24 protein-coding genes and 1 other RNA gene are annotated in these 23380 nt (G+C 41.9%); 13 read left to right on the top strand and 12 right to left on the bottom strand.

Translation table 11 applies throughout. The features are described from left to right. The 4 genes from ACK5NH_RS15025 to pspF form a co-directional block, all read right to left on the bottom strand. Window positions 1-891 (bottom strand): ABC transporter permease subunit, encoded by an 891-nt coding sequence (locus ACK5NH_RS15025; protein ID WP_416921337.1) that lies wholly within the window; start codon window positions 889-891, stop codon window positions 1-3. Then, entirely contained in the window at window positions 878-1909 is a 1032-nt protein-coding gene (locus ACK5NH_RS15020) for an ABC transporter permease (protein ID WP_416921431.1), read from the bottom strand. The genes ACK5NH_RS15025 and ACK5NH_RS15020 overlap by 14 nt, the downstream gene beginning before the upstream one ends. Further along, window positions 1909-3534 (bottom strand): ABC transporter substrate-binding protein, encoded by a 1626-nt coding sequence (locus ACK5NH_RS15015; protein WP_416921335.1) that lies wholly within the window; start codon window positions 3532-3534, stop codon window positions 1909-1911. The genes ACK5NH_RS15020 and ACK5NH_RS15015 overlap by 1 nt, the downstream gene beginning before the upstream one ends. A 69-nt stretch (window positions 3535-3603) precedes the next feature. After that, a complete protein-coding gene (gene pspF / locus ACK5NH_RS15010) occupies window positions 3604-4692 on the bottom strand; it encodes a phage shock protein operon transcriptional activator (RefSeq protein ID WP_416921333.1) in 1089 nt (362 codons plus the stop codon). A gap of 177 nt (window positions 4693-4869) precedes the next feature. Between pspF and pspA the strand changes: the two genes are divergently transcribed. The 13 genes from pspA to ACK5NH_RS14945 all read left to right on the top strand — a co-directional run bounded on the left by pspA (window position 4870) and on the right by ACK5NH_RS14945 (window position 16091). Continuing rightward, complete coding sequence (pspA, locus tag ACK5NH_RS15005; RefSeq protein ID WP_416921331.1) at window positions 4870-5553, top strand: phage shock protein PspA; 684 nt, start codon at window positions 4870-4872, stop codon at window positions 5551-5553. An 18-nt stretch (window positions 5554-5571) separates the two neighbouring features. Continuing rightward, entirely contained in the window at window positions 5572-5811 is a 240-nt protein-coding gene (gene pspB / locus ACK5NH_RS15000) for an envelope stress response membrane protein PspB (RefSeq protein ID WP_011071929.1), read from the top strand. Further along, a complete protein-coding gene (gene pspC / locus ACK5NH_RS14995; RefSeq protein ID WP_416921328.1) occupies window positions 5798-6184 on the top strand; it encodes an envelope stress response membrane protein PspC in 387 nt (128 codons plus the stop codon). Before pspB ends, pspC begins: the two co-directional genes overlap by 14 nt. Window positions 6185-6278: 94 nt before the next feature. Beyond that, complete coding sequence (locus tag ACK5NH_RS14990) at window positions 6279-7739, top strand: YcjX family protein (RefSeq protein WP_416921326.1); 1461 nt, start codon at window positions 6279-6281, stop codon at window positions 7737-7739. After that, window positions 7736-8932: a TIGR01620 family protein gene (locus ACK5NH_RS14985; RefSeq protein WP_416921324.1), complete on the top strand. Its 1197-nt coding sequence runs from the start codon at window positions 7736-7738 to the stop codon at window positions 8930-8932. Before ACK5NH_RS14990 ends, ACK5NH_RS14985 begins: the two co-directional genes overlap by 4 nt. Before the next feature lie 304 nt (window positions 8933-9236). Continuing rightward, window positions 9237-10430, top strand: a complete 1194-nt coding sequence (gene megL / locus ACK5NH_RS14980) for a methionine gamma-lyase (RefSeq protein WP_416921322.1) — start codon at window positions 9237-9239, stop codon at window positions 10428-10430. A 211-nt stretch (window positions 10431-10641) separates the two neighbouring features. Then, window positions 10642-11007, top strand: a complete 366-nt coding sequence (locus tag ACK5NH_RS14975) for a ComEA family DNA-binding protein (protein ID WP_416921320.1) — start codon at window positions 10642-10644, stop codon at window positions 11005-11007. A gap of 225 nt (window positions 11008-11232) precedes the next feature. Next, window positions 11233-11330: signal recognition particle sRNA small type (ffs, locus tag ACK5NH_RS14970), an RNA gene on the top strand. A 70-nt stretch (window positions 11331-11400) separates the two neighbouring features. After that, window positions 11401-12648, top strand: a complete 1248-nt coding sequence (locus tag ACK5NH_RS14965; protein ID WP_416921318.1) for a tyrosine-type recombinase/integrase — start codon at window positions 11401-11403, stop codon at window positions 12646-12648. 111 nt (window positions 12649-12759) lie between these two features. Continuing rightward, the gene (locus ACK5NH_RS14960) at window positions 12760-13908 is read left to right on the top strand and encodes a hypothetical protein (RefSeq protein WP_416921316.1); all 1149 of its coding nucleotides are present in this window, start codon (window positions 12760-12762) and stop codon (window positions 13906-13908) included. A gap of 373 nt (window positions 13909-14281) precedes the next feature. Further along, window positions 14282-15049 (top strand): dual OB domain-containing protein, encoded by a 768-nt coding sequence (locus ACK5NH_RS14955; protein WP_416921314.1) that lies wholly within the window; start codon window positions 14282-14284, stop codon window positions 15047-15049. Beyond that, window positions 15046-15489 (top strand): DUF488 family protein, encoded by a 444-nt coding sequence (locus ACK5NH_RS14950; protein WP_416921312.1) that lies wholly within the window; start codon window positions 15046-15048, stop codon window positions 15487-15489. Before ACK5NH_RS14955 ends, ACK5NH_RS14950 begins: the two co-directional genes overlap by 4 nt. After that, the gene (locus ACK5NH_RS14945) at window positions 15486-16091 is read left to right on the top strand and encodes a DUF4326 domain-containing protein (protein ID WP_416921310.1); all 606 of its coding nucleotides are present in this window, start codon (window positions 15486-15488) and stop codon (window positions 16089-16091) included. The genes ACK5NH_RS14950 and ACK5NH_RS14945 overlap by 4 nt, the downstream gene beginning before the upstream one ends. A gap of 185 nt (window positions 16092-16276) precedes the next feature. On the opposite strand, the gene ACK5NH_RS14940 is transcribed toward ACK5NH_RS14945, so the two are convergent. The 8 genes from ACK5NH_RS14940 to ACK5NH_RS14905 form a co-directional block, all read right to left on the bottom strand. Then, complete coding sequence (locus ACK5NH_RS14940) at window positions 16277-16603, bottom strand: hypothetical protein (RefSeq protein WP_416921309.1); 327 nt, start codon at window positions 16601-16603, stop codon at window positions 16277-16279. Window positions 16604-16609: 6 nt separating this feature from the next. Continuing rightward, window positions 16610-17266, bottom strand: a complete 657-nt coding sequence (locus tag ACK5NH_RS14935) for a hypothetical protein (RefSeq protein WP_416921307.1) — start codon at window positions 17264-17266, stop codon at window positions 16610-16612. A gap of 25 nt (window positions 17267-17291) precedes the next feature. Next, on the bottom strand, window positions 17292-17831 hold the full coding sequence (locus tag ACK5NH_RS14930) for a hypothetical protein (RefSeq protein WP_416921305.1): 540 nt from the start codon (window positions 17829-17831) through the stop codon (window positions 17292-17294). Between the two features lie 17 nt (window positions 17832-17848). Continuing rightward, window positions 17849-18544 (bottom strand): hypothetical protein, encoded by a 696-nt coding sequence (locus ACK5NH_RS14925; protein ID WP_416921303.1) that lies wholly within the window; start codon window positions 18542-18544, stop codon window positions 17849-17851. A 278-nt stretch (window positions 18545-18822) separates the two neighbouring features. Further along, the gene (locus ACK5NH_RS14920) at window positions 18823-19143 is read right to left on the bottom strand and encodes a hypothetical protein (RefSeq protein WP_416921301.1); all 321 of its coding nucleotides are present in this window, start codon (window positions 19141-19143) and stop codon (window positions 18823-18825) included. A gap of 2 nt (window positions 19144-19145) precedes the next feature. After that, entirely contained in the window at window positions 19146-19613 is a 468-nt protein-coding gene (locus ACK5NH_RS14915; protein ID WP_416921299.1) for a hypothetical protein, read from the bottom strand. Window positions 19614-19694: 81 nt separating this feature from the next. Then, the gene (locus tag ACK5NH_RS14910; protein WP_416921297.1) at window positions 19695-20324 is read right to left on the bottom strand and encodes a hypothetical protein; all 630 of its coding nucleotides are present in this window, start codon (window positions 20322-20324) and stop codon (window positions 19695-19697) included. A gap of 1008 nt (window positions 20325-21332) precedes the next feature. After that, the gene (locus ACK5NH_RS14905) at window positions 21333-22793 is read right to left on the bottom strand and encodes a hypothetical protein (RefSeq protein ID WP_416921295.1); all 1461 of its coding nucleotides are present in this window, start codon (window positions 22791-22793) and stop codon (window positions 21333-21335) included. Window positions 22794-23380 lie beyond the last annotated feature (587 nt).

Below are 23380 nucleotides of genomic sequence, written 5' to 3'. Positions count from 1 at the left end.
TTAGTTTCTGATGGGCGCAAGCGCCGATCTCAAGCCATCGCCCACCAAGTTAATGGCAAGCACACTAAAAAGAATCGCAAGCCCTGGAATGGTCACAGTCCAAGGTGCGGTCAATAAATTATCCATGCCTTGTGCGACCATTGCACCCCATTCTGGGCTTGGGGCTTGGGCGCCAAGGCTTAAAAAACCTAGGGCGGCAATATCTAAAATCGCGGCGGAAATGGCTAAAGTGGTTTGAATAATCACCACTTCCCAGACGTTTGGCATGATCACATACCAAAAAATTTGTAGCGAATTGGCACCGTCTAAACGGGCGGCAGTCACGTATTCTTTCTGTAACTCTTCATGCACCGATTGATGAATCGAGCGCACAAACTGCGGCGTTAAGGCAATGCCCACGGCCCAAAAGACGTTGTCAAGCCCAGGCCCCATCACAGCGACGACTAAAATCGCCATCAGCAGCGAAGGGATAGACAGCAAAGCATCGAGCAAGTGACCTAAAATACTGGATTTTAACCCACGCATCATGCCGGAGATGGAGCCGATGATAAACCCCATAAACAGGGCGGTACCGACGATCATCAGCGCCATGCCGAAGGTTAAATGCGCCCCATGCAGTAAGCGGCTAAAGATATCTCGGCCAAGATCATCTGTGCCTAAAAAGTGCGCCACTGTGCCGGATGGATCCCAAGAGGGCGACAATAGTAAGGCCCGTGGATCTTGTGCCTCAGGGGAGAAGGGCGCAATCATGGGCCCGAAGAGGGTGAGCAGTAGCAGAAAAGCAATAGTCCACAGGCCCGCTAAGGCAAAGGGGTTTGCCGAAAAATTCTGCCAGACCCGCATCATGGGTGAGGCGATTTGATCTTCCTGATAAATTTTAACTGGAGGCATAAAGATCTTTTCTGCTCAATGGATTGAAGACGGTATGTAGCACTTCAATCAAAATACTTAAAAAGATGATCAGCAAGGCCACGGCTAAGATCCCGCCTTGGATAACCGTATAATCCCGCTGATAAATCCCCGACACCAGCCAAGAGCCCACGCCAGGCCAAGAGAAAATCATTTCAACAACAATCGCATAGCTCGCAAACGCACCCAGCATTAAGCCTAGGTGTTTTAAAACTGGGATTAATGCGTTTGGTAAGGCGTGGCGCAAAATAATGGTGTTGGTGTGCATACCTCTGGCTTCGGCCGCGCGGATAAAGGTTTGGTTCATCACATTCATCATCGCAGAGCGGGTACTGCGCACTACCACGGTAAAAGGTAACACCGCGAGTGTGGTGGCGGGCAGTATTATGTGCAGCAGCGCATCTTTAAAGGCTGAAATTCGATATTCAGAATCGGACAGTAAAATATCGACCAGCATAAAACCCGTGACAGGTTTTATCTCGTACAACAGATTGAGTTGCCCAGAGATTGGCAGCCAACCAAGGTCAACCCCGAACCAGAGTGACAGATACAAACCTAGCCAGAACACGGGCACAGAATACCCTGTGAGGGTAATGGCCATAATGGTATTTTGGGTGAGTTTATGTTGGCTTTGTGAGGCGAGCACCCCTAGCGGCACACCTAAGCCAATGGCAATCACCGCCGCCATTACGGCAAGTTCGAAGGAGGCTGGCAGAACCGACCTTAACTCTTCAGCCACGCTTTGGTGGGAGGTCACGGATACACCCAAATTGCCGCTCAGTCTTTGCTGCAAATAGGCAATAAACTGAATAGCCTGATTGCTATCTAACTTATAGTCCTGTTCAATTTGTACCAGTTGACTGGCCGAGGGGGCATGGATCCCCGTGAGGGCCAAGGTACGTTCAACGGGAAATAACCCTGTTGCGTAAAACAACACGCCGACCATTACCAGTGAGGTGGCCAGAAACAGATTGAGGCGCCGAAACAGGTATCTGAACATCATTGTGTCTCCTGCTCAGCTTGACTGGTATGTGCAAAGGAGATGCCACCAAAGGGGGTCAGTTGCATATCATGGATGTTGCTGCGGGTGAGGGCGACACGTTTAGCATGGGCCAGACTTAACATTGGCACTTGTTCGGCTAAGAAGGCTTCGGCCTCTTGGTAAATCGCTTTGCGCTCGGCTTGAGTCGAGACTTCCCTTGCTCTGTCTAAAATGGCATCAAACTCTTTATTGCACCAGCGAGAGCGATTATTGTTTGATTGCATCGCCGAGCAACTGAGTAGGGGGGTGAAGAAGTTGTCGGGATCGCTGTTATCGGCGTTCCAACCGATGAGTACAGAGTCATATTCATCGCGGCTCAACCTTTGGCTAAAAACGCTCCAGTCGTAGCTGATAATATTGACCTTAACGCCAATATTGGCTAAGTCGGATTGAATTAATTCCGCAGTTTTCAGTGCATTAGGGTTGTAAGCACGGGCGACGGGCATGGCCCAAATATCGATGCTGAGATTTTTTATCCCAGCTTCTTTCAACAGTTCGCGCGCTTTTTGCGGATTGTAATCTAACAGTTTTTTATTGCTATCGTAGGCCCAAGACGCAGGTGGTAGCACGCCAATAGCCTCTATTGCCGTGTTTTGATACACGGCGCGTAAGATATTTTGTTTATCCACGGCATAGGCGAGGGCGCGGCGCACGCGCACATCATCCAATGGCGGTTTTTGAGTATTAAAGGCCCAAAAGGCGATGTTAAGGCCTGGTTGTGACTCAATACTCAGCTGTTCATGTTGCTTGATAACGGGCAGTTCTCCCGCCTTGGGCAGGGCCGATACGCTGCAGTCGCCGGCAATTAGTTTCGCGAGTCTCGCTGTGCTTTTGGGAGTGATATCGTAGATCAGCATATCGACTTTGGCGGGCTCTCCCCAAAAGTCTGGATTACGGCGATAGCGAATATATTCGTTTTTGGCGTAATGCACTAAGGTAAAAGGCCCTGTGCCTATGGCAAAATGATCGAGATTTTCAGGGTGCCCTAGTGCTAGTTGCTGATCGGCATATTCGCTGGAGAGGATGACGGCAAAGTCGGTGGCGAGATTTGATAAAAACGACGCATCTTTGCGCGCTAGCCGAAAGATAACCTCGTGATCATTGATTTTTTCGACACTTTTAACTTGTTCTGAAAAGCCAATACTTTGGAAAAAGGGATAACCGGTACGTGATACGCCATGGTAAGGGTGATGTTTGTCGATAATCCGATTGAAGGAAAACAGCACATCGTCGGCGTTAAAGTCGCGACTCGGTTTAAAACGGGACGAATGTTGAAACTTAACATTCTCCCTTAGGGTGAAGCGATAACTTAAACCATCATCACTTTCGGCCCAGCTGGTTGCAAGTGCTGGCACCAGTTGACCTGAGATCGCATCATAGTCCACTAAGCGGCTATAAATTTGGTGTGAGGTGGCGTCGATGGTGGTGCCAGAGGTCACCAACTGCGGATTAAAAGACTCGGGATTCCCTTCGGAACAATAGACCAAACCGGAAGGGAGTCGTTGGGGGCCACATGCTACCAACAACCCACTCATGCAGAAAACTGCAGTTGTTAGGCACAGGCGTCTTATTAGCACACTCATTTATAAATCATTATTTTATCGACTATGAACGGCTATTTTAGCAGTGCATCTCGCCCGTGGGCAATCTGCTTATGCTTTATCGAGCAAATTGTACTTTTTCAAGATGCCGCGCAGCTGGTGATAGCTTAAACCAAGGATTTCAGCCGTCTTCTTTTGATTGTACTGACTGGCCGATAAGGCCTGTTGAATAAGCTCCATCTCGTAACGCTCGGTTTGCTCTTTAAAGTCTAAGGGAAAACTAAAATTATTTGTCATAGGCTCAGAACTGACAGCAACCTCGGTATCGGTTGTGATAGCCGCGACGGCAGCACTTACCTGCGGCGATTGAGTTGTCGTGACTTGACGCTCGCGGGTACGCACTCGAGTGATTGGGCGATAGGGTGAGGCGAAGGGGTCGAGAATAATCTGCTCAATGGGGCGATTCTCACCACTGTTTCGATACACACTGCGCTCGACCACGTTTTTAAGTTCGCGAATATTACCCGGCCAGTCATGGCTCATCAGCTGATCTATCGCGTTAGCACTAAAGCCACTAAATAGCTCCAGTTTGAGTTGCCGTGCCATACCCACGGCAAAATATTCGGCTAAGGTCATGATATCTTCGGGGCGGCAACGCAGCGGCGGTAAGGTGATAACATCGAATGCTAAACGGTCGAGTAAGTCGGCCCTAAATTCACCGGCCTCGGCCAGTGAGGGTAAATCCTCGTTGGCAGCGCAGATAAGGCGCACATCCGCTTGAATGGTTTTACTGCCGCCGACACGTTCAAACTCCCCGTATTCGATAACACGCAACAGTTTTTCTTGGATTAAACCCGAGGTGTTAGCTAATTCATCGAGGAACAGGGTGCCACCGTCGGCCCGTTCAAAGCGGCCTTCGTGTTTGCCTTTAGCGCCAGTAAAAGCCCCCGATTCATGGCCGAATAACTCACTTTCGAGTAAGTTTTCACTCAAAGATGAACAATTTAGCTTAATAAAACTTTGATCCCAGCGTTTAGACAGATAATGTAAACGTTCAGCAATTAGCTCTTTACCCGTTCCCCGCTCACCAATAATCAGTACAGGTTTAGAGAGTGGCGCTATCTGTGAGACATGCTCTAAGACTTCGAGTAGGGCGTTTGATTGGCCGATGAGGTTGTCTTGCTGAAATTTATTATCCACGATATTTTTTAGTCGTTAGCGCTAAATTTTGGTGAAAATGATAATAAGTGGCTTGAGCCATAAAATAAAGAAAAAGTTAATAACATGTTTATCTGTATGAATTTAAATAAAAAATAAAAGTTGGCACACTTAGTGTATTACCCTAAGCGAGACCAACATCAATTTGAGGATAGCATTATGGGAATTTTCTCTCGTTTCGCCGATATCATTAACTCTAATATCAGCGCATTACTCGATAAAGCAGAAGACCCTGAAAAAATGGTTCGTCTGATCATCCAAGAGATGGAAGATACACTGGTAGAAGTTCGTTCAACTTCAGCAAAAGTGTTAGCGGAAAAGAAAGAATTAATCCGTCGTATCAACCGTGTTGAAGAACAAGTTCAGGATTGGCAAGACAAAGCCGAACTGGCTCTTTCAAAGGACCGTGAAGATTTAGCCAAAGCGGCTTTAGTTGAAAAACAAAAAGCAGCAGGTTTAGTCGATACCTTAAACCAAGAGTTGGCAGTCCTAGATGAGCATATCGCACGTTTAAAAGACGAAGTGGGTTTGCTACAGGAAAAACTGTTAGACGCAAAAGCGCGCCAAAAAACCATTATTTTGCGCACTCAAACTGCCTCATCACGTTTAGAAGTGAAGAAGCAGTTAGATTCAAGCAAAATTGACAACGCCATGCTCAAGTTTGAGCAATATGAGCGCCGTGTCGAAGGGCTAGAAGCGCAGGTTGAATCCTACGATCTGGGTAATAAAAAGACCTTAGCCGATGAGTTTGCCGCGTTGGAAGCCGAAGATTCAGTTAATGCCGAGCTGGAAGCATTGAAGGCTAAAGTGAAAGGCAAAGCACCAACTAAATCAAAAGAATAACAATTTCAGAGGTGAGTTATGGATATGGACATACTCATGGCACCGATTATCATCTTTATGATAGTGGTGGCGCCAATATGGTTAGTTCTTCATTATCGCAGTAAGCGACAAGTGAGCCAGGGACTCACTGAGGAAGAGTTTTCACAACTCAATGATTTGATTGCCAAAGCCGATAAGATGGCTGCACGCATCGAAACCTTAGAGGCCATTCTGGATTCAGAATCGCCTGAATGGAGGGGCAAACATGAGAGGAACTAGTGGCCGTACTTTGTATCGCATTCCCCAGTCAGGTAAAGTCGCAGGTGTGTGTGCGGGGATAGCCGAATACTTTGCAATTGAAACATGGTTAGTGCGTGTACTTGCGGTTTCTATCTTCCTATTAGGGGGATCTGGTGTTGTTTTTATCATCTATGTTGCGTTATGGGTGATACTCGATATCAAACCTCAAAATAGTACGGCCAGGGATGACATTGAGGTGAAGAAGAAACCTTGGCAATCTGGAGAGCCAGCTAAACAAGCGCTGAGCGACGTCAGTCGTCAATTTAGAAGCCTAGAGGTGAGACTACAAAACCTGGAACGCCATGTGACTTCTGATAATTTTGATTTAAAAAGACAAATCAATAGTTTGTAATCCCTCTAAAGGGCGGCCATGTCCGCCCTTGTTGCTTAATCTCTCGTCAATTCCAGTGTATAGTTAACCTCATTCAACATTTAGGGACATCCTTATGGGAATGCTTGATGTTTCGCTCCATAAATTAACTCAAAAGAGCCAATCCCTACTCCATAGAACGGCCGACAGGCATTTACGACTCGCGGTGACTGGATTATCGGGCGCAGGGAAAACCGCATTTATTACCGGTTTAGTCAATCAACTACTCAATAGCGGTGTGACTTCTCAGGTATCCCATTCCCGCAACGCGAATGCTTTATCCTTATGGCAAGTGAGCCGTGAGCAACGTTTGCTTGGTGTAAAGCGAGCGATGCAGCCGGATCTCGAGATTGCCAGCTTCGATTATCAGGGCGCTATGTTAGCGCTCACTTCAAATCCTCCGACTTGGCCGGCATCGACCCGCACTATTTCTGAGCTGCGTTTAGCCATCAAATATCAGCCGCAAAAGGGCCTGCTTGCCAAGTTTGCCGATACCGCCACCCTGTATTTGGATATTGTCGATTATCCCGGTGAGTGGTTGTTAGATTTGCCCATGCTGCGTCAAAGCTTTATCGAGTGGTGTACTGCGCAGCAGCAACGTGTCGCCGTGTTAAAAAGCTCGCCCTTGTATGCCGAGTTTCAAACCTCGTTAAGTGCGTTAAATTTAGCCGCTGCGGCCGATGAGCTGGTACTGAAACGAGTTGCCGATCAGTATCAGCAACTATTGTACGATTTAGTGCATGTGCAGGGCTATTATCAGGCGCAACCCGGGCGGATGTTGTTACCAGGGGAGTGGCAAGACGCACCGTTACTGGCGTTTTTCCCGCTGTTATCGGTGACCGACAGCCAGTGGAGCGAGCTTAAGCAAAGCGATAAACACAGCGCTTTCCATGTCCTGGAAAAACGTTATCAAGAATATGTGGCAAAGGTGGTTAAACCTTTTTATAAACAGCACTTTGCTGGGTTCGATCGCCAGTTAGTGCTCGTCGATTGCTTCAGTGCCTTAAACCGTGGCAAGTCACAGTTTGAGGATATGGGGGCCGCGTTAAATGCCATTATGGAGAGTTTCCAGTACGGCCAATCCAGCTACTTACGCCGTTTGTTCGCGCCGCGAATTGACCGCTTACTGTTTGTCGCCAGTAAGGTTGACCATGTGACGCGAGATCAACAAAGTCATGTGTTATCCCTGCTCACCGATATGCTTAAACACAGTCAGCACTTTGCCAGTTTCGATGGTTGTAAAGTCGAGACTATGGCCATTAGTGCGATTAAGGCGACGCGCCACGGCATGGTGACTACCCAAGAAGGAGATGTGGAAGTGGTGCAGGGAACAGGATTGAACGGCCAAGCCCTGACCTTGTTTCCCGGCGAAGTGCCCACTCGCTTACCTGAACCCAACTTTTGGCGCGATCAGGGCTTTAATTTTATAGGGTTTGCACCGCCGAATAAAAGCAATGTCGATCCATCTTCGGTGCACTTTGACCATATCCGTCTCGACCACCTTCTGCAGTATCTCGTGGGGGATAAACTGGAATGAGTTTAGATTTGTTACCACATTCAAATGAGTCACATACGAACGGGGGGAATAAGAAGGTATCCACGGATACACTCGGATCCCAGTCGCTTAAAAAACAACAAGTATTTGATTCTGACAAGGTCAAACTTCAGTCCGCGCCAGATGAACTCAAGAGTGCACAAGCTTTTGCGTCACAAATTCCCATAAAAGAGGTGGATGAGGTTGTCGATGATGCCTTAGCGACCCATCCGCAGGCATTAGACGTGGCATCCATTCGCCCCAAGTTGCATCAATCTCGCCGTTGGTCTTGGCTGGCGCGCTTTTCCGTCATTGGGCTATTGTTGCTGATTTTAGTCCAAACGGGATTAGGTTTACGGGATGCATGGCTGGCAAGCCCTTGGTTATTTAGCTTTTATGGTGTTGTACTCGGCTTAGTTGGCAGTTGGGCCATGGTAGGCGCTGTTGGCGAGTATCGTAAATTAAAACGCCTAAAACAGGTTGCCGATACGCAGAATACGGGCGCAAGGCTTGCCCAGAGTATGCAAATGGGTGAGGCCGATAGCTTTATCGATAATATTGTTCGCCATTATCCCGAAAGTCAGGGGCTGCAACGGCTGCGTCAGTCGCTCAAAGATGAACACAACGATGCCGAAAAAGTACTGTTATTTGAGGACTTAGTGCTTACCGAGCGGGACGAGCTTGCGAAAAAAATCGTGCGTAGATATGCGGCTGAGTCGGCTGTATTGCTTGCCGCGAGCCCGCTTGCGGCTTTGGATATGGCGATCATTCTGTGGCGTAACCAACGCATGTTGCGTGATGTCGCCGCTTGCTATGGGATTGAGTTAGGCTATTGGAGCCGGATTAAACTAATTCGCAGCATTATTATTAACATTATCTATGCGGGAACCAGTGAGTTAGTCACTGACTTGGGCACTCAACTGCTGTCGGTCGAGATGACGGGGAAATTATCTGCACGGCTTGCCCAAGGCTTGGGTGGTGGTCTATTAACTGCGCGCTTAGGCTATCAAGCCATGGCGCTGTGCCGACCTATCGGTTTTAGGGAAGAGCAGCGTCCAAAATTGTCGAAAGTTCATCAAGAGTTGTTGATTGAGCTCAAGCAGTTTGCTGGTAAGTTATTGACTAAGGAGGGACGAGATGCCCTTAAAACCCAATTAGAGGCTGCTGAACTTAAAACTAGCTCCAAAGAGAAATAGTTAAGCTTAAATCCGCTTTAATGTTTGATCTTAATGCGCTAATGATAACGTCGTTAGCGCATTTTTATCGCTTATTCCCTGCCACAAAGCCTTGAATGTAACAACTTAGTTACAGCCATTCTGTTGCTATTTTCACCATGGTACTGGCTTCACTCGCTCGGCGGGGTATGTTAGTGCTTATTCGATAGGGCTAATGTTTCATTAACTTATCAATAGGACATATTAATAAGCAAAGCATGAACTCATTCAAACGAACAATGAAACAACAAGCGAGTGAGTACACTGCAATAACAAGGAGTGAGCAATGCAAGATGAATCGAGCAAGATGTGGAAAGCGGCGACACAAACCATCCATGCCGGACATGAGCGAGAAGCCTTTGGCACTTTAGTGACACCGCTTTATCAGACGGCGACCTTTGTATTTGAATCGGCGCAGCAAGGCGGCGAGCGTTTTGCGGGTAACGAACCCGGTTACATTTATACTCGCCTTGGTAATCCGACCATTGCAGAGCTTGAACGTAAGATGGCGATTTTAGAAGGGGCAGAAGCGGCGGCAGCAACGGCATCAGGCATGGGGGCGGTGTCGGCGGCCTTACTCGCCAATTTGCAGATGGGCGATCATCTTGTGGCTTCTAATGCGGTATATGGGTGCACTTTTGCCCTTATGACCAGTCAATTTGCCCGTTTCGGTATCGAAGTGACCTTAGTCGACTTTACCGATTTGGCAGCGATTGAGCAGGCAATTAAACCCAATACTCGGGTCATTTTCTGTGAAACGCCGGTCAATCCTCATCTACAAGTGTTTGATCTTAAAGCCATCGCCGATATTGCGAAACAACATCAACTGGTTAGCATTGTTGATAATACTTTTATGACACCGCTACTGCAGCAACCCCTAGCATTTGGTATCGATTTAGTGGTGCACAGTGCGACTAAATATTTGAATGGGCACGGTGATGTGATTGCGGGCATCGTCTGTGGGAGCGAAGAGCAGCTACACAGAGTGAAGTATGAAATCCTAAAAGATATTGGGGCAGTGATCTCGCCCCATGATGCTTGGCTTATCCTGCGGGGGCTTAAAACCTTAGATGTGCGCTTGCAGCGCCATTGTGAAAGCGCCCAGCGTGTCGCAGAGTTTTTGGAACAGCACCCAGCCGTGATGCGAGTGTATTATCCTGGGCTTGAGTCTCACTCAGGGCATCGATTTGTCGGCGGGCAGATGAAGCGTGCCGGTGGCGTGATTGCCTTTGAATTAGCAGCCGATCTTGCCCAGGCGATGGCGTTTGTCGGTTATCTTAAACTGTTTTCAATCGCTGTGAGTCTGGGGGATGCGGAATCGCTTATCCAACATCCCGCTTCAATGACCCATTCCCCTTACACGCCAGAGGCGCGTCAGGCTGCGGGGATCTGTGATAATTTGCTGCGTATCTCGATTGGCTTAGAGGATTGCGATGATATCATTGACGATTTAAGCCAAGCTTTGGCAATGCTCACTTAATGGCGAACGGACTTTTAGTTAAATAAAGGATGTTTTAACGACATCCTTTTTGTTTTATGACAGCGATAAAACCCGCAAGTAAGCAGGCTATTTTAGCTATGGATAATATTTGTACTTTGGCATTTTGAAATTCATAAAAGCTTCGTCTATGTTTGATTGAAGGCCACGGAAGTAGGACGAAAGGCCGAATTTCAAGGAGAGAGGAAGCATTATGAAACTAAAACATCGTTTACCCGCGATGGTGAGTGCCATTGCATTTTCAGCCCTGTTTGCATTACCTGCGATGGCGGCCGATCCTGTCAAAGAAGTCACTAAAGTTCAAACGCAAGCTAAAACCGATGCTAAAAATATGGCAACGGATGCCAAGCAAGCTTTGCCTGATTCAGCTCAAGTGAACATCAATACCGCTTCTGCGGAGCAGTTACAAATACTTAAGGGCATTGGCGCCGCTAAGGCGCAGGCCATCGTAGACTATCGGACTCAAAATGGTAAATTTAATGCTATCGATGAGTTAGCGAATGTCTCGGGGATTGGTGCCAAGCTGATTGAGCAAAATCGCCATATGATTAAACTCTAGGGGCAAGGAGTGTTTAACCCCTTGTTGATGAAGTCATTATAAGAAAAAGCCTGCTCTAGCAGGCTTTTATCATTTTTATCAGGTAGGTTTGCCTATAGATTGTCCAGTTAAACCGGATATTTGCCAAACGGGCGGATTAACACTTGATCCCATAGGAGGCATGGGGGATAATCCGCGTCGTTCAGTCATCATCCTTAGTGTGATGCACTCGAAGTTATGGTGACCCTAGGGTCCCCCCGCAATGATAACTTGTGAACTCGGCCAGGCCCGGAAGGGAGCAACCGCAGCAAGCGACTCGTGTGCCGGGGTGTCGGCTCTAGGGGAACCTCCATTCTTTAATCTTTTCAATAGGTTAGCTTGAGATAAGCCTTGGTGGTACACAAGGTGGTGCACTTGAGTTCAGCCAAACCATTATCAAGCCCTTACTTATTTCAATCTCGTCACGGCATTTGGTATGCGCGTATAGTCGTACCTGAAACCCAGAGGGACGTCATTGGAAAGCGAGAACTGAGACGTTCATTGTCGACTCGTGACAAGTTTGAAGCTATTCGTAAATCATGGGATGTTCTTAAAGCTTTACGTTTGATTGTCGAAGGTAAACATAGCCCTGAGTATCAATCTGTCACAATGGAACTAGCTGACCTTAAAGACATTCATTCAGATAATGTTGTTTACCCAAAGTCTAACTCGGAGACTGTTGGTACGTCATCTTTGCCAAAGCTTAGCCAAGTAGCAGAAGAATACAGTCGAGAAAAGCTCTTAGGTGGTGCATGGTCTAAACAAACTGAAATTACCAATCGTAAGACATATAAAGACATGATTGCCTTGCTGGGCGACATTCGAATTGACCAGTTCACCAAGGAAAAGGCTCAGAAATATAAGCAGCACTATAGCGCGAAGAAAGACCTTTCAGTTGCTACTATCAACAAATACCTGACTCGAGTGACTGCTTTATTACAGTGGGCATCGTCTCACTATGGGACGTCTAATCCTATGGTCGGTATGAGCATTCAGGTGACTGAAAAGGTTAAGGTATCCAAAGAGCGAGAGGCATTGACCCCATTCCAAATAAAGCAATTATTCCAAGGGACTCCACTTCACAGTAACCAGAGGTTTTCATATAGATATTGGCTTCCAAGACTTGCAGCATACACAGGCGCTAGAGTCGGAGAGTTAGCTCAACTGTATCTAGATGACTTCACGATAATTGACGGTCATCCCTGCATCCTTATCAGAGCCAATCGACCAGACCAGTCTATCAAGACTCCTAGTAGTGAAAGGGCTATCCCAATTCATAGCAAGTTAATAGCAATGGGCTTTCTTCACTTTGTGGAACGACAACGCTCCCTAGGTCACTTGCGCCTATTCCCTGAATTACCTAAGAAAGAGGCTAGGGGATATTCCCATGCTGTTTCTAAGTGGTTTTGTTATTTCAAGAAGAAACTCGATTGGGGCGAGCGAGAGACCTTACATGGGATACGCCATGCAGTAGCAACACAATTGAAACACAAGGAGTTTAGCTCAGATTTAGTCGCTGGGTTATTGGGGCATTCTCATGGTTCAATTACCTTTGACCGCTATGGAAAGGAATACAAGATAGATAACCTACTTAAAGTGGTTGAGGCACTTGATTGGGACTAACTGACAGACCAATAACCTAGGTTGATGTTGTAAGTAGAAAATTCATTTTTTTAATTTAAGTGTTTGTTAAGAAACAATAAATACCTAAATACTATAAAAAAGGAATTGAAAATGAAGCATTTAGACAACCTAGTAACCGAATCAATCGATGTGTCAGGCGGTAGAGACCATCTGATTGCAGTCAGTAAAAAAACATCACAGAAGTTGCTTTCAAAGCTATGCAACTATCAACCAACCAGACAACCAATCGCGACTGTTTATGGTATGGCGATAAAGGCATCAGGTAACGATACTAACAACACCGAATCAACCGATGTGTTTATTGACCACTCAACAGCGGTTACGTATACCGCACCTGATTTTGATGAATTAGCAGAGTACCAAGTAGGGAATAAATTTAACCTAGATAGGATTGCTTATGAGGTCATCGATTCTAAAGATTTTCCATTGGCCTTAGACTCAACAAAAGCCTTTGACATGGCGTTAGATGGTAAGCTTAGAATCATTTGTGAGGCACCTATTCAAGCAGTACCGCAGCAAAGTAATTTTGTACTAACTCGCTGGCGTTCTGAGGTAGGTGCAAGGCTTATCAAGTTTGACTCAAGCGTTGAGCTACTAGAAGAGCTTGAAAAAGTCGGTGGTGATACTAGTTACTTAGTGGATGGTGTTCTATCGACTGTCGTTAGCGAGTCCATTAATAGTGACATTATATGCACGCTTATCGGTATCGCTAAAAAAGAGTCACCATTAGATTTATCAGGCTTTAGCGATTCGTACAAAAAAGGCCGCGAGCTAATCACACAAGCTTTGCTAATGGCTTCTGATATTAAGAAATCGACTACGGCTGTACCTAACATCCTTCTTTGTACACCAGCGATAGAAGCGTTGCTCAAGTCATCAGGGCAAGTTATCAGCAATGAGTTTAGTTATATTGAAGGGACTGACCTTGAGATAGTCTGTGATACCAAGTCACCAGTTAATTACATGATGATACTGTGTTCTGGTGGGACAATGATTGAGCCAAGTAGCCTGTACTTTAGTCCGTTATTAATTGGTGAAGGTGATTCTGAGGATTCAGAGGATGGTATTGAAATGCTGTTCAATAGAGAATCGAAGGGCATGACGCCTTCTTATGGGGCAATGGTCAGATACTGCTTAACAATTGCACAGCCTAATAACGATGACCAAGTAACTAGCATTGATTGGTCAAAGCATAGTGGTACTAGCAAGTACACCAGCTTATCGAAGGTTACTCTTTGATATAAAAGAGTGTAGGAGAGTAATAACGTTTCATACTTGCTACTACCAAGTCTGAATCGAGCTATAACTGAGTATAAAGTACCATACTGGTTGTAATTCACTTTTAGGGACGAAAATAATATACGGCGCAGAGGGTATACTAGCTTTTCGGGCAACATTTGGTACCGAACCGTATACCGCCGACCTACATATTTCTGGTCCATTTTTGTCTATCACTACAACCATGATGCTTATTTTACTCAGAACTAGATAGTGACAACCTACTGAAATGATTAAGAACGCTTAAGATCTCAGAATCAAGAAAATATGCACTACACCCACTTAGAGTGGATGTATGATATTTTAATCTTAACCTTTGTTGGATCGGTCAATTATGGACGATGTTAGAGTTATAATATTAGCTAAATCATATAAAAACGGGGCTCGGTGTATCGCAGGTAAACGCTGTGAAAGTTTGCCGAACAACAAAGTAAGAGTACACGAATGGGTTCGCCCTTCGCTTTATAACGAAGCTGGAGAAGCCATCGCACCAATAACAGAGAACGAATATCGATACTCGAATCAACGAGGTTACACTCAAGTTCTAGATATCATGGATATTCCTTACGCTTCAAACTGTACCGTAGCTGGACAACCTGATAACTTTGTTGTAGAGAAAAATAAAAGTTGGGCAAAGAACAGTACATTTAGAGCCGATTGCATCTTTAATATTGTGGATAATCCAGATGATCTCTGGTTAGATGCGGAAACAACAACACAAAAAGTTACCAAGAGATATGTTGACGAGGGTAACGTAGAAACATCGTTATACCTGATTCGCCCTACACAATTCCAGATAACCTTATCCAACGAGTATAATGAGTGGGAAGAGCGCTACAAAAGAAAAGCTTTAGCCTCATTTAACTACAATGGAACATTATACCGTGACATCTCAGTAACTTGCCCTGCTACCCGAAAAATGTTGAAAGATAATTATCCACCTGAAGGAGGTAATGCTATCACGCTAACACTACCTGATGGTGATGAGTATGCTATCGTACTAAGTCTAAGTCCTATTCTTGAAAGCACACAAATGCACTATAAATTTGTAGCTACAATTTTTGACCGTTCGGGCGGTCTACAAAGGGATTTTAAGGCATGAATATCTATACCATTGGGTTCACAAAAAAAACAGCAGAGTCGTTCTTTGGTTACCTAAACTCTTCAGGTATTAAAACCTTGATTGATGTTCGATTGAACAATACTTCTCAGTTATCGGGCTTTGCTAAGAGAGATGATTTAAAGTTCTTTCTAAAAGAGCTTTGTGAAACAAATTATGTACATATGCCAGAGTTAGCTCCAACTATAGAAATCTTAAAGCCATATCAAAATAAAGAAATCTCTTGGAAGAGTTACGAGGATAAGTTTTTAAACTTAATGGCTCAAAGAAACATTGAAAAACAGCTTCCATCCAGTCTACTTGATCACGGTTGCTTGCTTTGCAGCGAGCATGAGCCTCACTTCTGCCATCGACGCCTTGTTGTTGAATATTTAAACAAGACGACAAACCTTAACCTTGATGTGAAACATTTGTACAAATGAATACGTTGCTTATCCTTTATCCTAAAGAGTTTAAGGCTTACTCAAAGTTCGAAAGAAAGCTGAGCAAAATCACTAGCAGAATGAGTGACTTTCAGTTACTAACCCCTAACGATTTTAATGGGTTTGTTAAACGCTTTTCGAGTCAAAATGCTATCACTTTAAGCATACTGGAAGACTACAATTGGGAGTCGCATCATCCAACTCATGCCATTATATTTGATGATGGTGAGGAGTTTGTTGAAGAAGTGGAATTGCTCAAGAACAAGAAGATTCCACTTAGAGAAATTCGAATTCTTATAACTAGAGTTGTAAACATCAAAATAGACAAAGAGTTTAATGGACAGGTTGATACTCCAAGTTATTCCTATATCGGTAGAGGATCATATTGGGGTAACCCTTATTCAATGCATGAAGAAAATCATAGTCGTGAAGAGGTAATTCGGAAGTTCAAGTATGACTTCGACTTTGAGAAATTCCCAAATAAGGAAAAGAAAGAAGTATTTAAGTTGGCAGGTAAGAGGCTAGGTTGTTTCTGTAAACCAGAAGCATGCCATGGTGATGTTCTGGCCGATTACTTAAATGCTTGGGATGATGGAAAGTAATAAGCTTCAAACAGCACACTGAAATTGAGTCATTCACTCACAGCCAAAGAAAGGGCATAAATATTTTAAAAAGCTGTGTACCGATGTGATCGCTGCCTTTTCAGCATGATACGTTAATACTTGGTATGAGACTTGACTGCTCTCCAATAAAAGAACCCGAATCCTACATAGGTAATCGGGTTTTTTCATTTGGATTGGTTATCCAAGAACACTTGGAGTTTGAGCACCGCTTTGTATAGCTCTTGGTTCGTCTTAGCGTTCTCGGATAATGTCTGCTCTAGCCGTTGATTAAATTTTTCTTGGTTTTCGTTGATAGATTCCTGCTTGGTCTTGAACTGTTCAGTCGAGTAGTAACGAGTTTCTAAGGCCGAAATACTTGCTTTATTCAATTGAATGTCCTGAGTATTGCTTTTTGTCTGTATGCCTAGCGCACCTAACCATAATACCAAACCGACAAGCGCACCAAACAAACTGATGATCTCGGGGATACCCAATTTCTTATTGATTTCCATATATAACTAAACTCTAATATTAAGCTCGTCGCATACCTTGCGTGTTGGTCTACCAGCGTGATTAAGCAGTTGTTCTAGGTCATCACGGAAAAATGTCTTTAAGATAGATTCTTGTCTAGCTTCGGGTTGACTTTGATACCATGTAAAAAAGTGTTCTGGTAAATCATCATCACCATCACCTAGGTCGGGCAAATCTTGTAAGTCTGGCAAACCACCTAACGGGTCATAAGATTGTCTGCTCTTGGCTTCGGACTGTGTACCTACTAAGCTCATTAGTTCTGCATTGGTTAGCATTGCGGGCGCGTCCGATTGCTCACCTGATTCGTTTAAACCATCTACCCCAGTAATGGGATTGCCTGATTTCGTTAGCTCATGGCGAAGCAATATTAAATCTACTTCGTCCCTGTGTTTTAGTGCGCCTACAAGTGACTGTATAGTGACCTCAGTTAACACAGATTCAATGATTTTTTCCCTAAGCTCTGGCTTTAGGTCAATACCAAAAACAGGCTTGTTATCCATGAAAGCACTAACGATTTCTTCGGCCTTGCTTATCATTGCTGCTCTATGTTGTTCCTTATAGGCTTTCATCTTACGGCGGGTTTCTGCGCCCTTGAGTCCAGCTATAGAAGCCTGTTGGGGGTTGTCTTTGAAGGTTGTTCTCATCTCTTTTTTTCCTTTTGTTAAAAATTTATTCTTCTAGGTCTAGTTCGAGGTCTTCGGGTTCGATAAGTCGTTCAACATTCAATCTACTGACTGGCTCAAGAACAAAGCTGTCATACGGTAAGCAATGGGCTTTTATCATGTCTGTAAACGCTTGGTCATTGACGCTGCTTAAAACATCTGATTGTGAGTGATACCTGCCTACCAATTTATGATTTTCAGGCAATAAAAACGCCTTGCCATTATTTGTATTGATGACACAATCCCGAATATCTATTAATGAAATCTTGTAACTGTGAATTAAATCTAATACCAAAAATCGGTCATAATCAGCTTGCTTTTTCTTTTCAATCTCAACCAGTAAGTTGTCATAAGCTTGTTGTGCTATATTGATTTCTTTGTCGGTAACTGTCTTGCCAAACTTCATAAGGCAATTAGAAAATGCATCACCGACAACATCATGTGTTAAATTAAATACATCAATAACTCTACTTGTTTGATATAGTTTTGATTTGCCAGCAGTGCCAACAATAGCACTGTCATAATTTGGTTTTGTTATTTGTTCCATTTTATACCTTTATACCTTTACACCCACTTCAATGCATTATTAATTAGTTCTGTTGATTCACGATGTTTAATAATAGCCATTGCCTTTTCTTCTCGTTCTGCACTTGATAAATCACCATACCAATGATCTAGGGCAGATTCTTTAATTTCTTTATTTGAATTTTCAATTTTTGCTTTATTGATTTTATCAATAACAATATTCAGAATATCTATACCAGTTGATTTAATATCATCGATTAGTACATCATCTATACCGTGCGATTCATAAAAGTCAAAATAATGTCCCTCAGCATCAGCGAATTCATCATTAATGTAAAAATCATCGTTTTCTAGAGTGCCGATATAATAATCACGGTACATTACTTTTCTAATTCTTTTATCGGATTCAGATAGAGAATTTAATAAATCAATTTCTGATTTAATTACTGATTCACTAATTGAATTGTTTTCGCTTGATTTAATTCTAGAAGCGTCGAAGTTAATAAAGTATTTTCCATTACCAATACTAACGACTTCTGTATATATTTTATTAATGAGTGATTTTAATTTTAAAACCGCTGGTGATTCATCATCCAAAAAAACAAATTCACCGTTATTAGGATCATAACGACCTACGGTATTAATTAGCTCATTAATTCTAGCTGATGATTCGTCGAAGAACACTAGGCCAGTATGATTAGATAATAATTTGCTGAATTGTTTCACTACTTTCATTTTTCAATATCCTTAATTTAATTTCTTTAATTCATTAGTGCGTTCGATGGTTAATGTTAATTTCTTTAACTCATCTTCGATAATAGGTTGAAGTTCGTCGCTACTTAATCCCGTCATTCGACCTAATGTTGTTTTGCTCCCTAATTTCAGAACATCGGATAGATCGTATTTCGTAGTTTGTACACCGTGTCGATTAACATTGTGTCTAGTGAAATAACAGGCTACAATGAATTGTCTAATTGCGTTTTCTAAATGTATGTTAACCATTTTCTTCCTTATTAGGATTGTTTTTCTAATTGAGTTTCAAGATCTAATAATAAATTCACTTGTTCTTGTCTTATCCGTTCTTGGTCGTTGATAAACCACTGTCTGCGTTCGCAATAAGCATGTATAATCAGTGTTTTAAGTTCGTCTGATACTACACTTACGGCACTGAAAACTTCATCATCGGGCAATGGAAAACTGACTAAAACATAGTCATCCCCACGTGATACGACTGATAATAGATTATCTGAAATTAAAATTGAACCATCTTTAATAACTGGTGATATTCCAATTTCTAAAGAGATCTCTTTGATAAAATTAAATGAGTTTTTCATTTTTAAATTCCTTTCAGCATTTCTTGAGTTTTTAAATCTTTAGCATGTTGAATTCGAATTTCATCATGTTGCGCCAATAGTAATGTTCTATGATCTTTAAATTCTGATTTTGTACTCATGAATTTATAAAAACTAGACAGCAATAATTGATTTTTTAAAATGACACCTAAATTTAAATCTTGAATTGTTGGTTTTCCTATTGAATGATAAGCAATTAAAAGGAAATCTTTATATACATCGAGAAGTAATTTATAGTCTAAGGTTATGCCAGTTTTTTGTTTAAACTTTAGTACTAGTTCTTTAGAATGGAAGTTATCTTTTTCGGTCTCATTGAATAAGCTTAAATCAACAAAATACTTATCAAAACTGGATAGGATTTGCTTTTGTTGATACACAAGATTTCTTCTTTTAGCTATGTCTTGTTTGTTGTTTTTATAATATTCTATATAGTAGTCTTTTCTATTGTTCATTTTTAATATCCTTTTTAATTAATATATGCAGCGTAATTACTGCTAGGTTGAAGATCATGAATGATATAAATCCAATCATTTTTAATCTTCCTTGTTTTGTATTTGTGGTTTTTTACCAGCGCCTAACCTAGCACCGCCTCTATTTGACTTTAATATGAAATCAACAAAGCTTTTATTTAATTTATGTAAATCGATAGGCGATTCGTAATATCCTACTTTGGATCGGGTTCTTGCATCAGTTGGTAATTCAATTCGGATTAGTTTAAAAATAAATCCCGAATCATTTTTGTCTAATATGAAATACGACTCTGTATTCTTACTAATGATAGAGCCATTGAGAATTCCATCATCAATATCATACTGTCTGAATATTTTTGTTAATGACTCAAGACGCTTTGCTAATAAATCTTGTTGGTCTTTTTCTAAGTGTTTGTTATTTATTTTTTTCAGGTGACTATAATTTTTCTTAAAATTCTGCTTATGCAATATAACCGAAAGTCCACGATTCATAGTATTAGTGTTATCAGTTAATTGAATCAGCCCGCCATAAATTATCTTAGCTATATACTGGATCGGTTTATTCGATTCTGTTAATAAATCAAATGCCTCGGATTCAATAATCAGAGGTTCAGTTGATTCCTGATATCCTAATTCTGACAATAAACTCAAGGTTTCGCTTAATAAGTTTTCTGTTGATAATAATTGTTCCATTGTTCATTTTCCTCTTACCTACCTTTATTTAGTAGTGTGTTTTTGGTGGACAAAAAATATAGTCAACAAACGATTTTTTGATACAACGTCAAAATATCAGGGATAGGCAAAAGTGGATTGGTTGAGCGTGGTTGGCGGTTGGTTTAGAGCGTTAGGCAAGGGTAGGTTGGTATCATAAAGCATGGTTTAGAACAGGTCAGGATCGGCTGATACCACAAAACCACATAGGACGAACGTGGTTCAACGAGGTTCATTGATTGAGTGTGGTTATCAGGGGATTGAAAGTATGTGATTAGTTATTCATAACTACTGAGTAAATATTGATTTTTAACAAATCTGACAGGTTGCGGTTATGTTGCGTATAGCGTGGGTTTTGTGATCAAAATGATCTTAATCAATAGTAAATTAACAGAATTTTTACTAAAACGTAGATCTAAAGTTCTATAATAATATTATTAGATAATTAGATCTACGCACCATTTTGGATCGTTTGGATCTTATTCATATTCTATTCATTTGCATAAATCGAACGAAGTGAGATTACGAGCGTAGCGAGTTAATAGATTGGGTAATGATAAAAACAGATCCAAACCTGAGTCATAGTGTCATAGTGTCATAGTGTCATAGTGATTGAGTTCGCTACGCTCACGACTCACTGCGTTCGTCTAATGATTGGTTCAATGATCACTAATCACTATTCAACTAGGAATCGAGCGTAGCGAGTATCATCATTGCTAACTTGTCATAGTGATTGAGTTCGCTACGCTCACGGTTCGGCTTCGCCTCACCTCAATAAAAAAGTGTTAAAATAAACCTCTTTTAAACAGACTTCCTTTAAGATCTTGATTTTAATATTCGACGGAGCGAAGCGGAGTCGATTGGCGAAGCCATGACCACTATTAAACAGGGTTCGGATCTGTTTTTAACATTCGCTATCTTGTTAATATCTAGATTTTGGGACACAAAAAAACCAACTAAAAATAAGTTCTAGTTGGTTGTTTTTTTATCTTAAATTTTAAACGAATAGTCTTTCGGTACTCGATTTAACGTAGCTGCTTCTATCAATTTTTTAATATGGATAGGTTCTAGTGCATTAGGTGCAAACCCGTTGTCCTTAGAGAATTTATCAATAAGCCGCTTTGCCTTTGGTGCATTGACATGCTTGGTTAGCAATTGAGTAACAGCGCATCCTTTACTTTTTTTGTTAGTGTTTCCAGACTGCGCACCGCCCTTGTCAACTGCAACATCAATTGCCAATGACCAATCAATATGAGCGTTCTTGAACTTGCCCCTTAAAAAATCTGCGCATCTACTGTCGGGAACAAAGAAGGTCAGTTCACCTTCATATTCAGGATTTCTAATAGCAGTTCTGGTCACAGTCTGGTAGACCACATCTAGGACGTTCTCGAACACATACGCATCTACTAGTACATTGCTATCGAACCCCAAAACCTCTGCGCACGTTTGCATGAATGGTATGTCATAGGGATTGGGGTTCGCTGAGTACAACACCGCTGCTTGTGTTCTATCCTTGTATTCGTTTAAACCGTGCGATTTTGGTGTTATGACCTTAAAGTGTGCATCCATAACCATAGGTTTAAAGTCGTTATTAGTAGCGATTAGGACGCCTTCTTTAGTGTTGTCACGAACGACTTTTAACATTTCAGTAAAGTATTTTTCTAGTACAGGTTTACTAATGAAGTCCCGACCATTTTCGAATTTTAACAACGGTACTATTCTGACTTTCTGATCCATTGGATTACCGCGAACAACTAAATCACCTTTTGCTAATTTGTATCCAGCTAAATCAGTAAAATATTTAATTGCAATCGAGCCACTGAGATTTGCCCCGAGTAAGTGTATTATAGAATAGTTTTCGAATTTAGAACCATTGGCTAGAAATAAGTAATGGAAATATACATATTCATTAGCCGATGTGGGTTCATATGCAAAATATTTGTTATTAAGTTTTGCCGATAACAATTCAATTTTACTATCGCTGTGTTCCGCTGAACCATTTTCAAATCTTTTTATAATATCCCGAAGGTTGTCATTAGATGAAAGTTTAATTTCCTGCTCTAGTTTTACTGCATCAGATGCGGTAGTTTTTAAATGCTTTGTGCAAATAAGGTCACTAGGTAGTTCATCAATAATTAACTCGCGTTGTCCAAATTTATCGCCATGAGTTAAGAGTGTTACATGCGTAATGATTACAACCCTACGTGCATCAATTATGCTTTGTTGGTATGCAATATACTGATTTACATTTGTGTTATCGTCATTGATCACAAGTGCATCAGGAATCAATTTTGAATATTCTACTTGCAGTTTTTTGGTAGGTACTGATATAAGGTATTTTTTATTTGAGTTTTTGATTTTTGAACAAATAGCGAATGTCTTCCCTGCACCAGCATTATGTTCGTGAATGTATAAAATTTTGTTTGGGGTATTTGTATTGTGTTTAGGCATTTTGGATCTCTTATATTTTATAAGACCACAAAATGAATGGATGATATTTGGAATTGGTAAGTATGTCAATATGTCAATGACATTATATCAAGATTCGATTCGTGGTCGTTGATTGGTTGATTGTTTAATTTTGTATTATCTAATACATTTGTATTTAGTAAAAAGCTAATCAATAAGTCGGTTTTTTTAATTTAGACAAAAAAATACTGAACAGTTTGGTTAATAATTTCCACGAAAAATTATTAACCAATACTAGAAACTCACTTACCAAAGTTTTTCTAGTATTTTACTGCCCAGCATTTCCTAATTACAATCAAAATTAATAACAAATTTGTTATAAAGAGAATGACGATTAATGCCTAGTCAACCACCATATTGATAGTCACTGTAAAAACCAATGACTACAAATAACTAGGATAATTACTGTCCATCAGAAACTATCAATATGGAGATTTGTTTATATGATTAATTATACCATATTAAAAACTGCTTTTAAAAAATAAGGTCATATATTGATAACCCCTGTTGCCAAGGGTATCAAAGGAAAAATCATTTAAGTAGTAAGGATTATAAATCAATGATTTTAG

The sequence above is a fragment of the Shewanella sp. genome, from assembly GCF_047975355.1.
Lineage (GTDB): Bacteria > Pseudomonadota > Gammaproteobacteria > Enterobacterales > Shewanellaceae > Shewanella.
This window is presented reverse-complemented; position numbering and strand designations above follow the sequence as displayed.

Excerpts from the sequence above, each read along its gene's own strand:
- ACK5NH_RS15025 (WP_416921337.1), bottom strand. The coding sequence starts at position 891 with ATGCCTCCAGTTAAAATTTATCAGGAAGATCAAATCGCCTCACCCATG.
- ACK5NH_RS15020 (WP_416921431.1), bottom strand. The coding sequence starts at position 1,909 with ATGTTCAGATACCTGTTTCGGCGCCTCAATCTGTTTCTGGCCACCTCA.
- ACK5NH_RS15015 (WP_416921335.1), bottom strand. The coding sequence starts at position 3,534 with ATGAGTGTGCTAATAAGACGCCTGTGCCTAACAACTGCAGTTTTCTGC.
- pspA (WP_416921331.1), top strand. The coding sequence starts at position 4,870 with ATGGGAATTTTCTCTCGTTTCGCCGATATCATTAACTCTAATATCAGC.
- pspB (WP_011071929.1), top strand. The coding sequence starts at position 5,572 with ATGGATATGGACATACTCATGGCACCGATTATCATCTTTATGATAGTG.
- pspC (WP_416921328.1), top strand. The coding sequence starts at position 5,798 with ATGAGAGGAACTAGTGGCCGTACTTTGTATCGCATTCCCCAGTCAGGT.
- ACK5NH_RS14990 (WP_416921326.1), top strand. The coding sequence starts at position 6,279 with ATGGGAATGCTTGATGTTTCGCTCCATAAATTAACTCAAAAGAGCCAA.
- ACK5NH_RS14985 (WP_416921324.1), top strand. The coding sequence starts at position 7,736 with ATGAGTTTAGATTTGTTACCACATTCAAATGAGTCACATACGAACGGG.
- megL (WP_416921322.1), top strand. The coding sequence starts at position 9,237 with ATGCAAGATGAATCGAGCAAGATGTGGAAAGCGGCGACACAAACCATC.
- ACK5NH_RS14975 (WP_416921320.1), top strand. The coding sequence starts at position 10,642 with ATGAAACTAAAACATCGTTTACCCGCGATGGTGAGTGCCATTGCATTT.
- ACK5NH_RS14960 (WP_416921316.1), top strand. The coding sequence starts at position 12,760 with ATGAAGCATTTAGACAACCTAGTAACCGAATCAATCGATGTGTCAGGC.
- ACK5NH_RS14955 (WP_416921314.1), top strand. The coding sequence starts at position 14,282 with ATGGACGATGTTAGAGTTATAATATTAGCTAAATCATATAAAAACGGG.
- ACK5NH_RS14950 (WP_416921312.1), top strand. The coding sequence starts at position 15,046 with ATGAATATCTATACCATTGGGTTCACAAAAAAAACAGCAGAGTCGTTC.
- ACK5NH_RS14945 (WP_416921310.1), top strand. The coding sequence starts at position 15,486 with ATGAATACGTTGCTTATCCTTTATCCTAAAGAGTTTAAGGCTTACTCA.
- ACK5NH_RS14940 (WP_416921309.1), bottom strand. The coding sequence starts at position 16,603 with ATGGAAATCAATAAGAAATTGGGTATCCCCGAGATCATCAGTTTGTTT.
- ACK5NH_RS14935 (WP_416921307.1), bottom strand. The coding sequence starts at position 17,266 with ATGAGAACAACCTTCAAAGACAACCCCCAACAGGCTTCTATAGCTGGA.
- ACK5NH_RS14930 (WP_416921305.1), bottom strand. The coding sequence starts at position 17,831 with ATGGAACAAATAACAAAACCAAATTATGACAGTGCTATTGTTGGCACT.
- ACK5NH_RS14925 (WP_416921303.1), bottom strand. The coding sequence starts at position 18,544 with ATGAAAGTAGTGAAACAATTCAGCAAATTATTATCTAATCATACTGGC.
- ACK5NH_RS14920 (WP_416921301.1), bottom strand. The coding sequence starts at position 19,143 with ATGAAAAACTCATTTAATTTTATCAAAGAGATCTCTTTAGAAATTGGA.
- ACK5NH_RS14915 (WP_416921299.1), bottom strand. The coding sequence starts at position 19,613 with ATGAACAATAGAAAAGACTACTATATAGAATATTATAAAAACAACAAA.
- ACK5NH_RS14910 (WP_416921297.1), bottom strand. The coding sequence starts at position 20,324 with ATGGAACAATTATTATCAACAGAAAACTTATTAAGCGAAACCTTGAGT.
- ACK5NH_RS14905 (WP_416921295.1), bottom strand. The coding sequence starts at position 22,793 with ATGCCTAAACACAATACAAATACCCCAAACAAAATTTTATACATTCAC.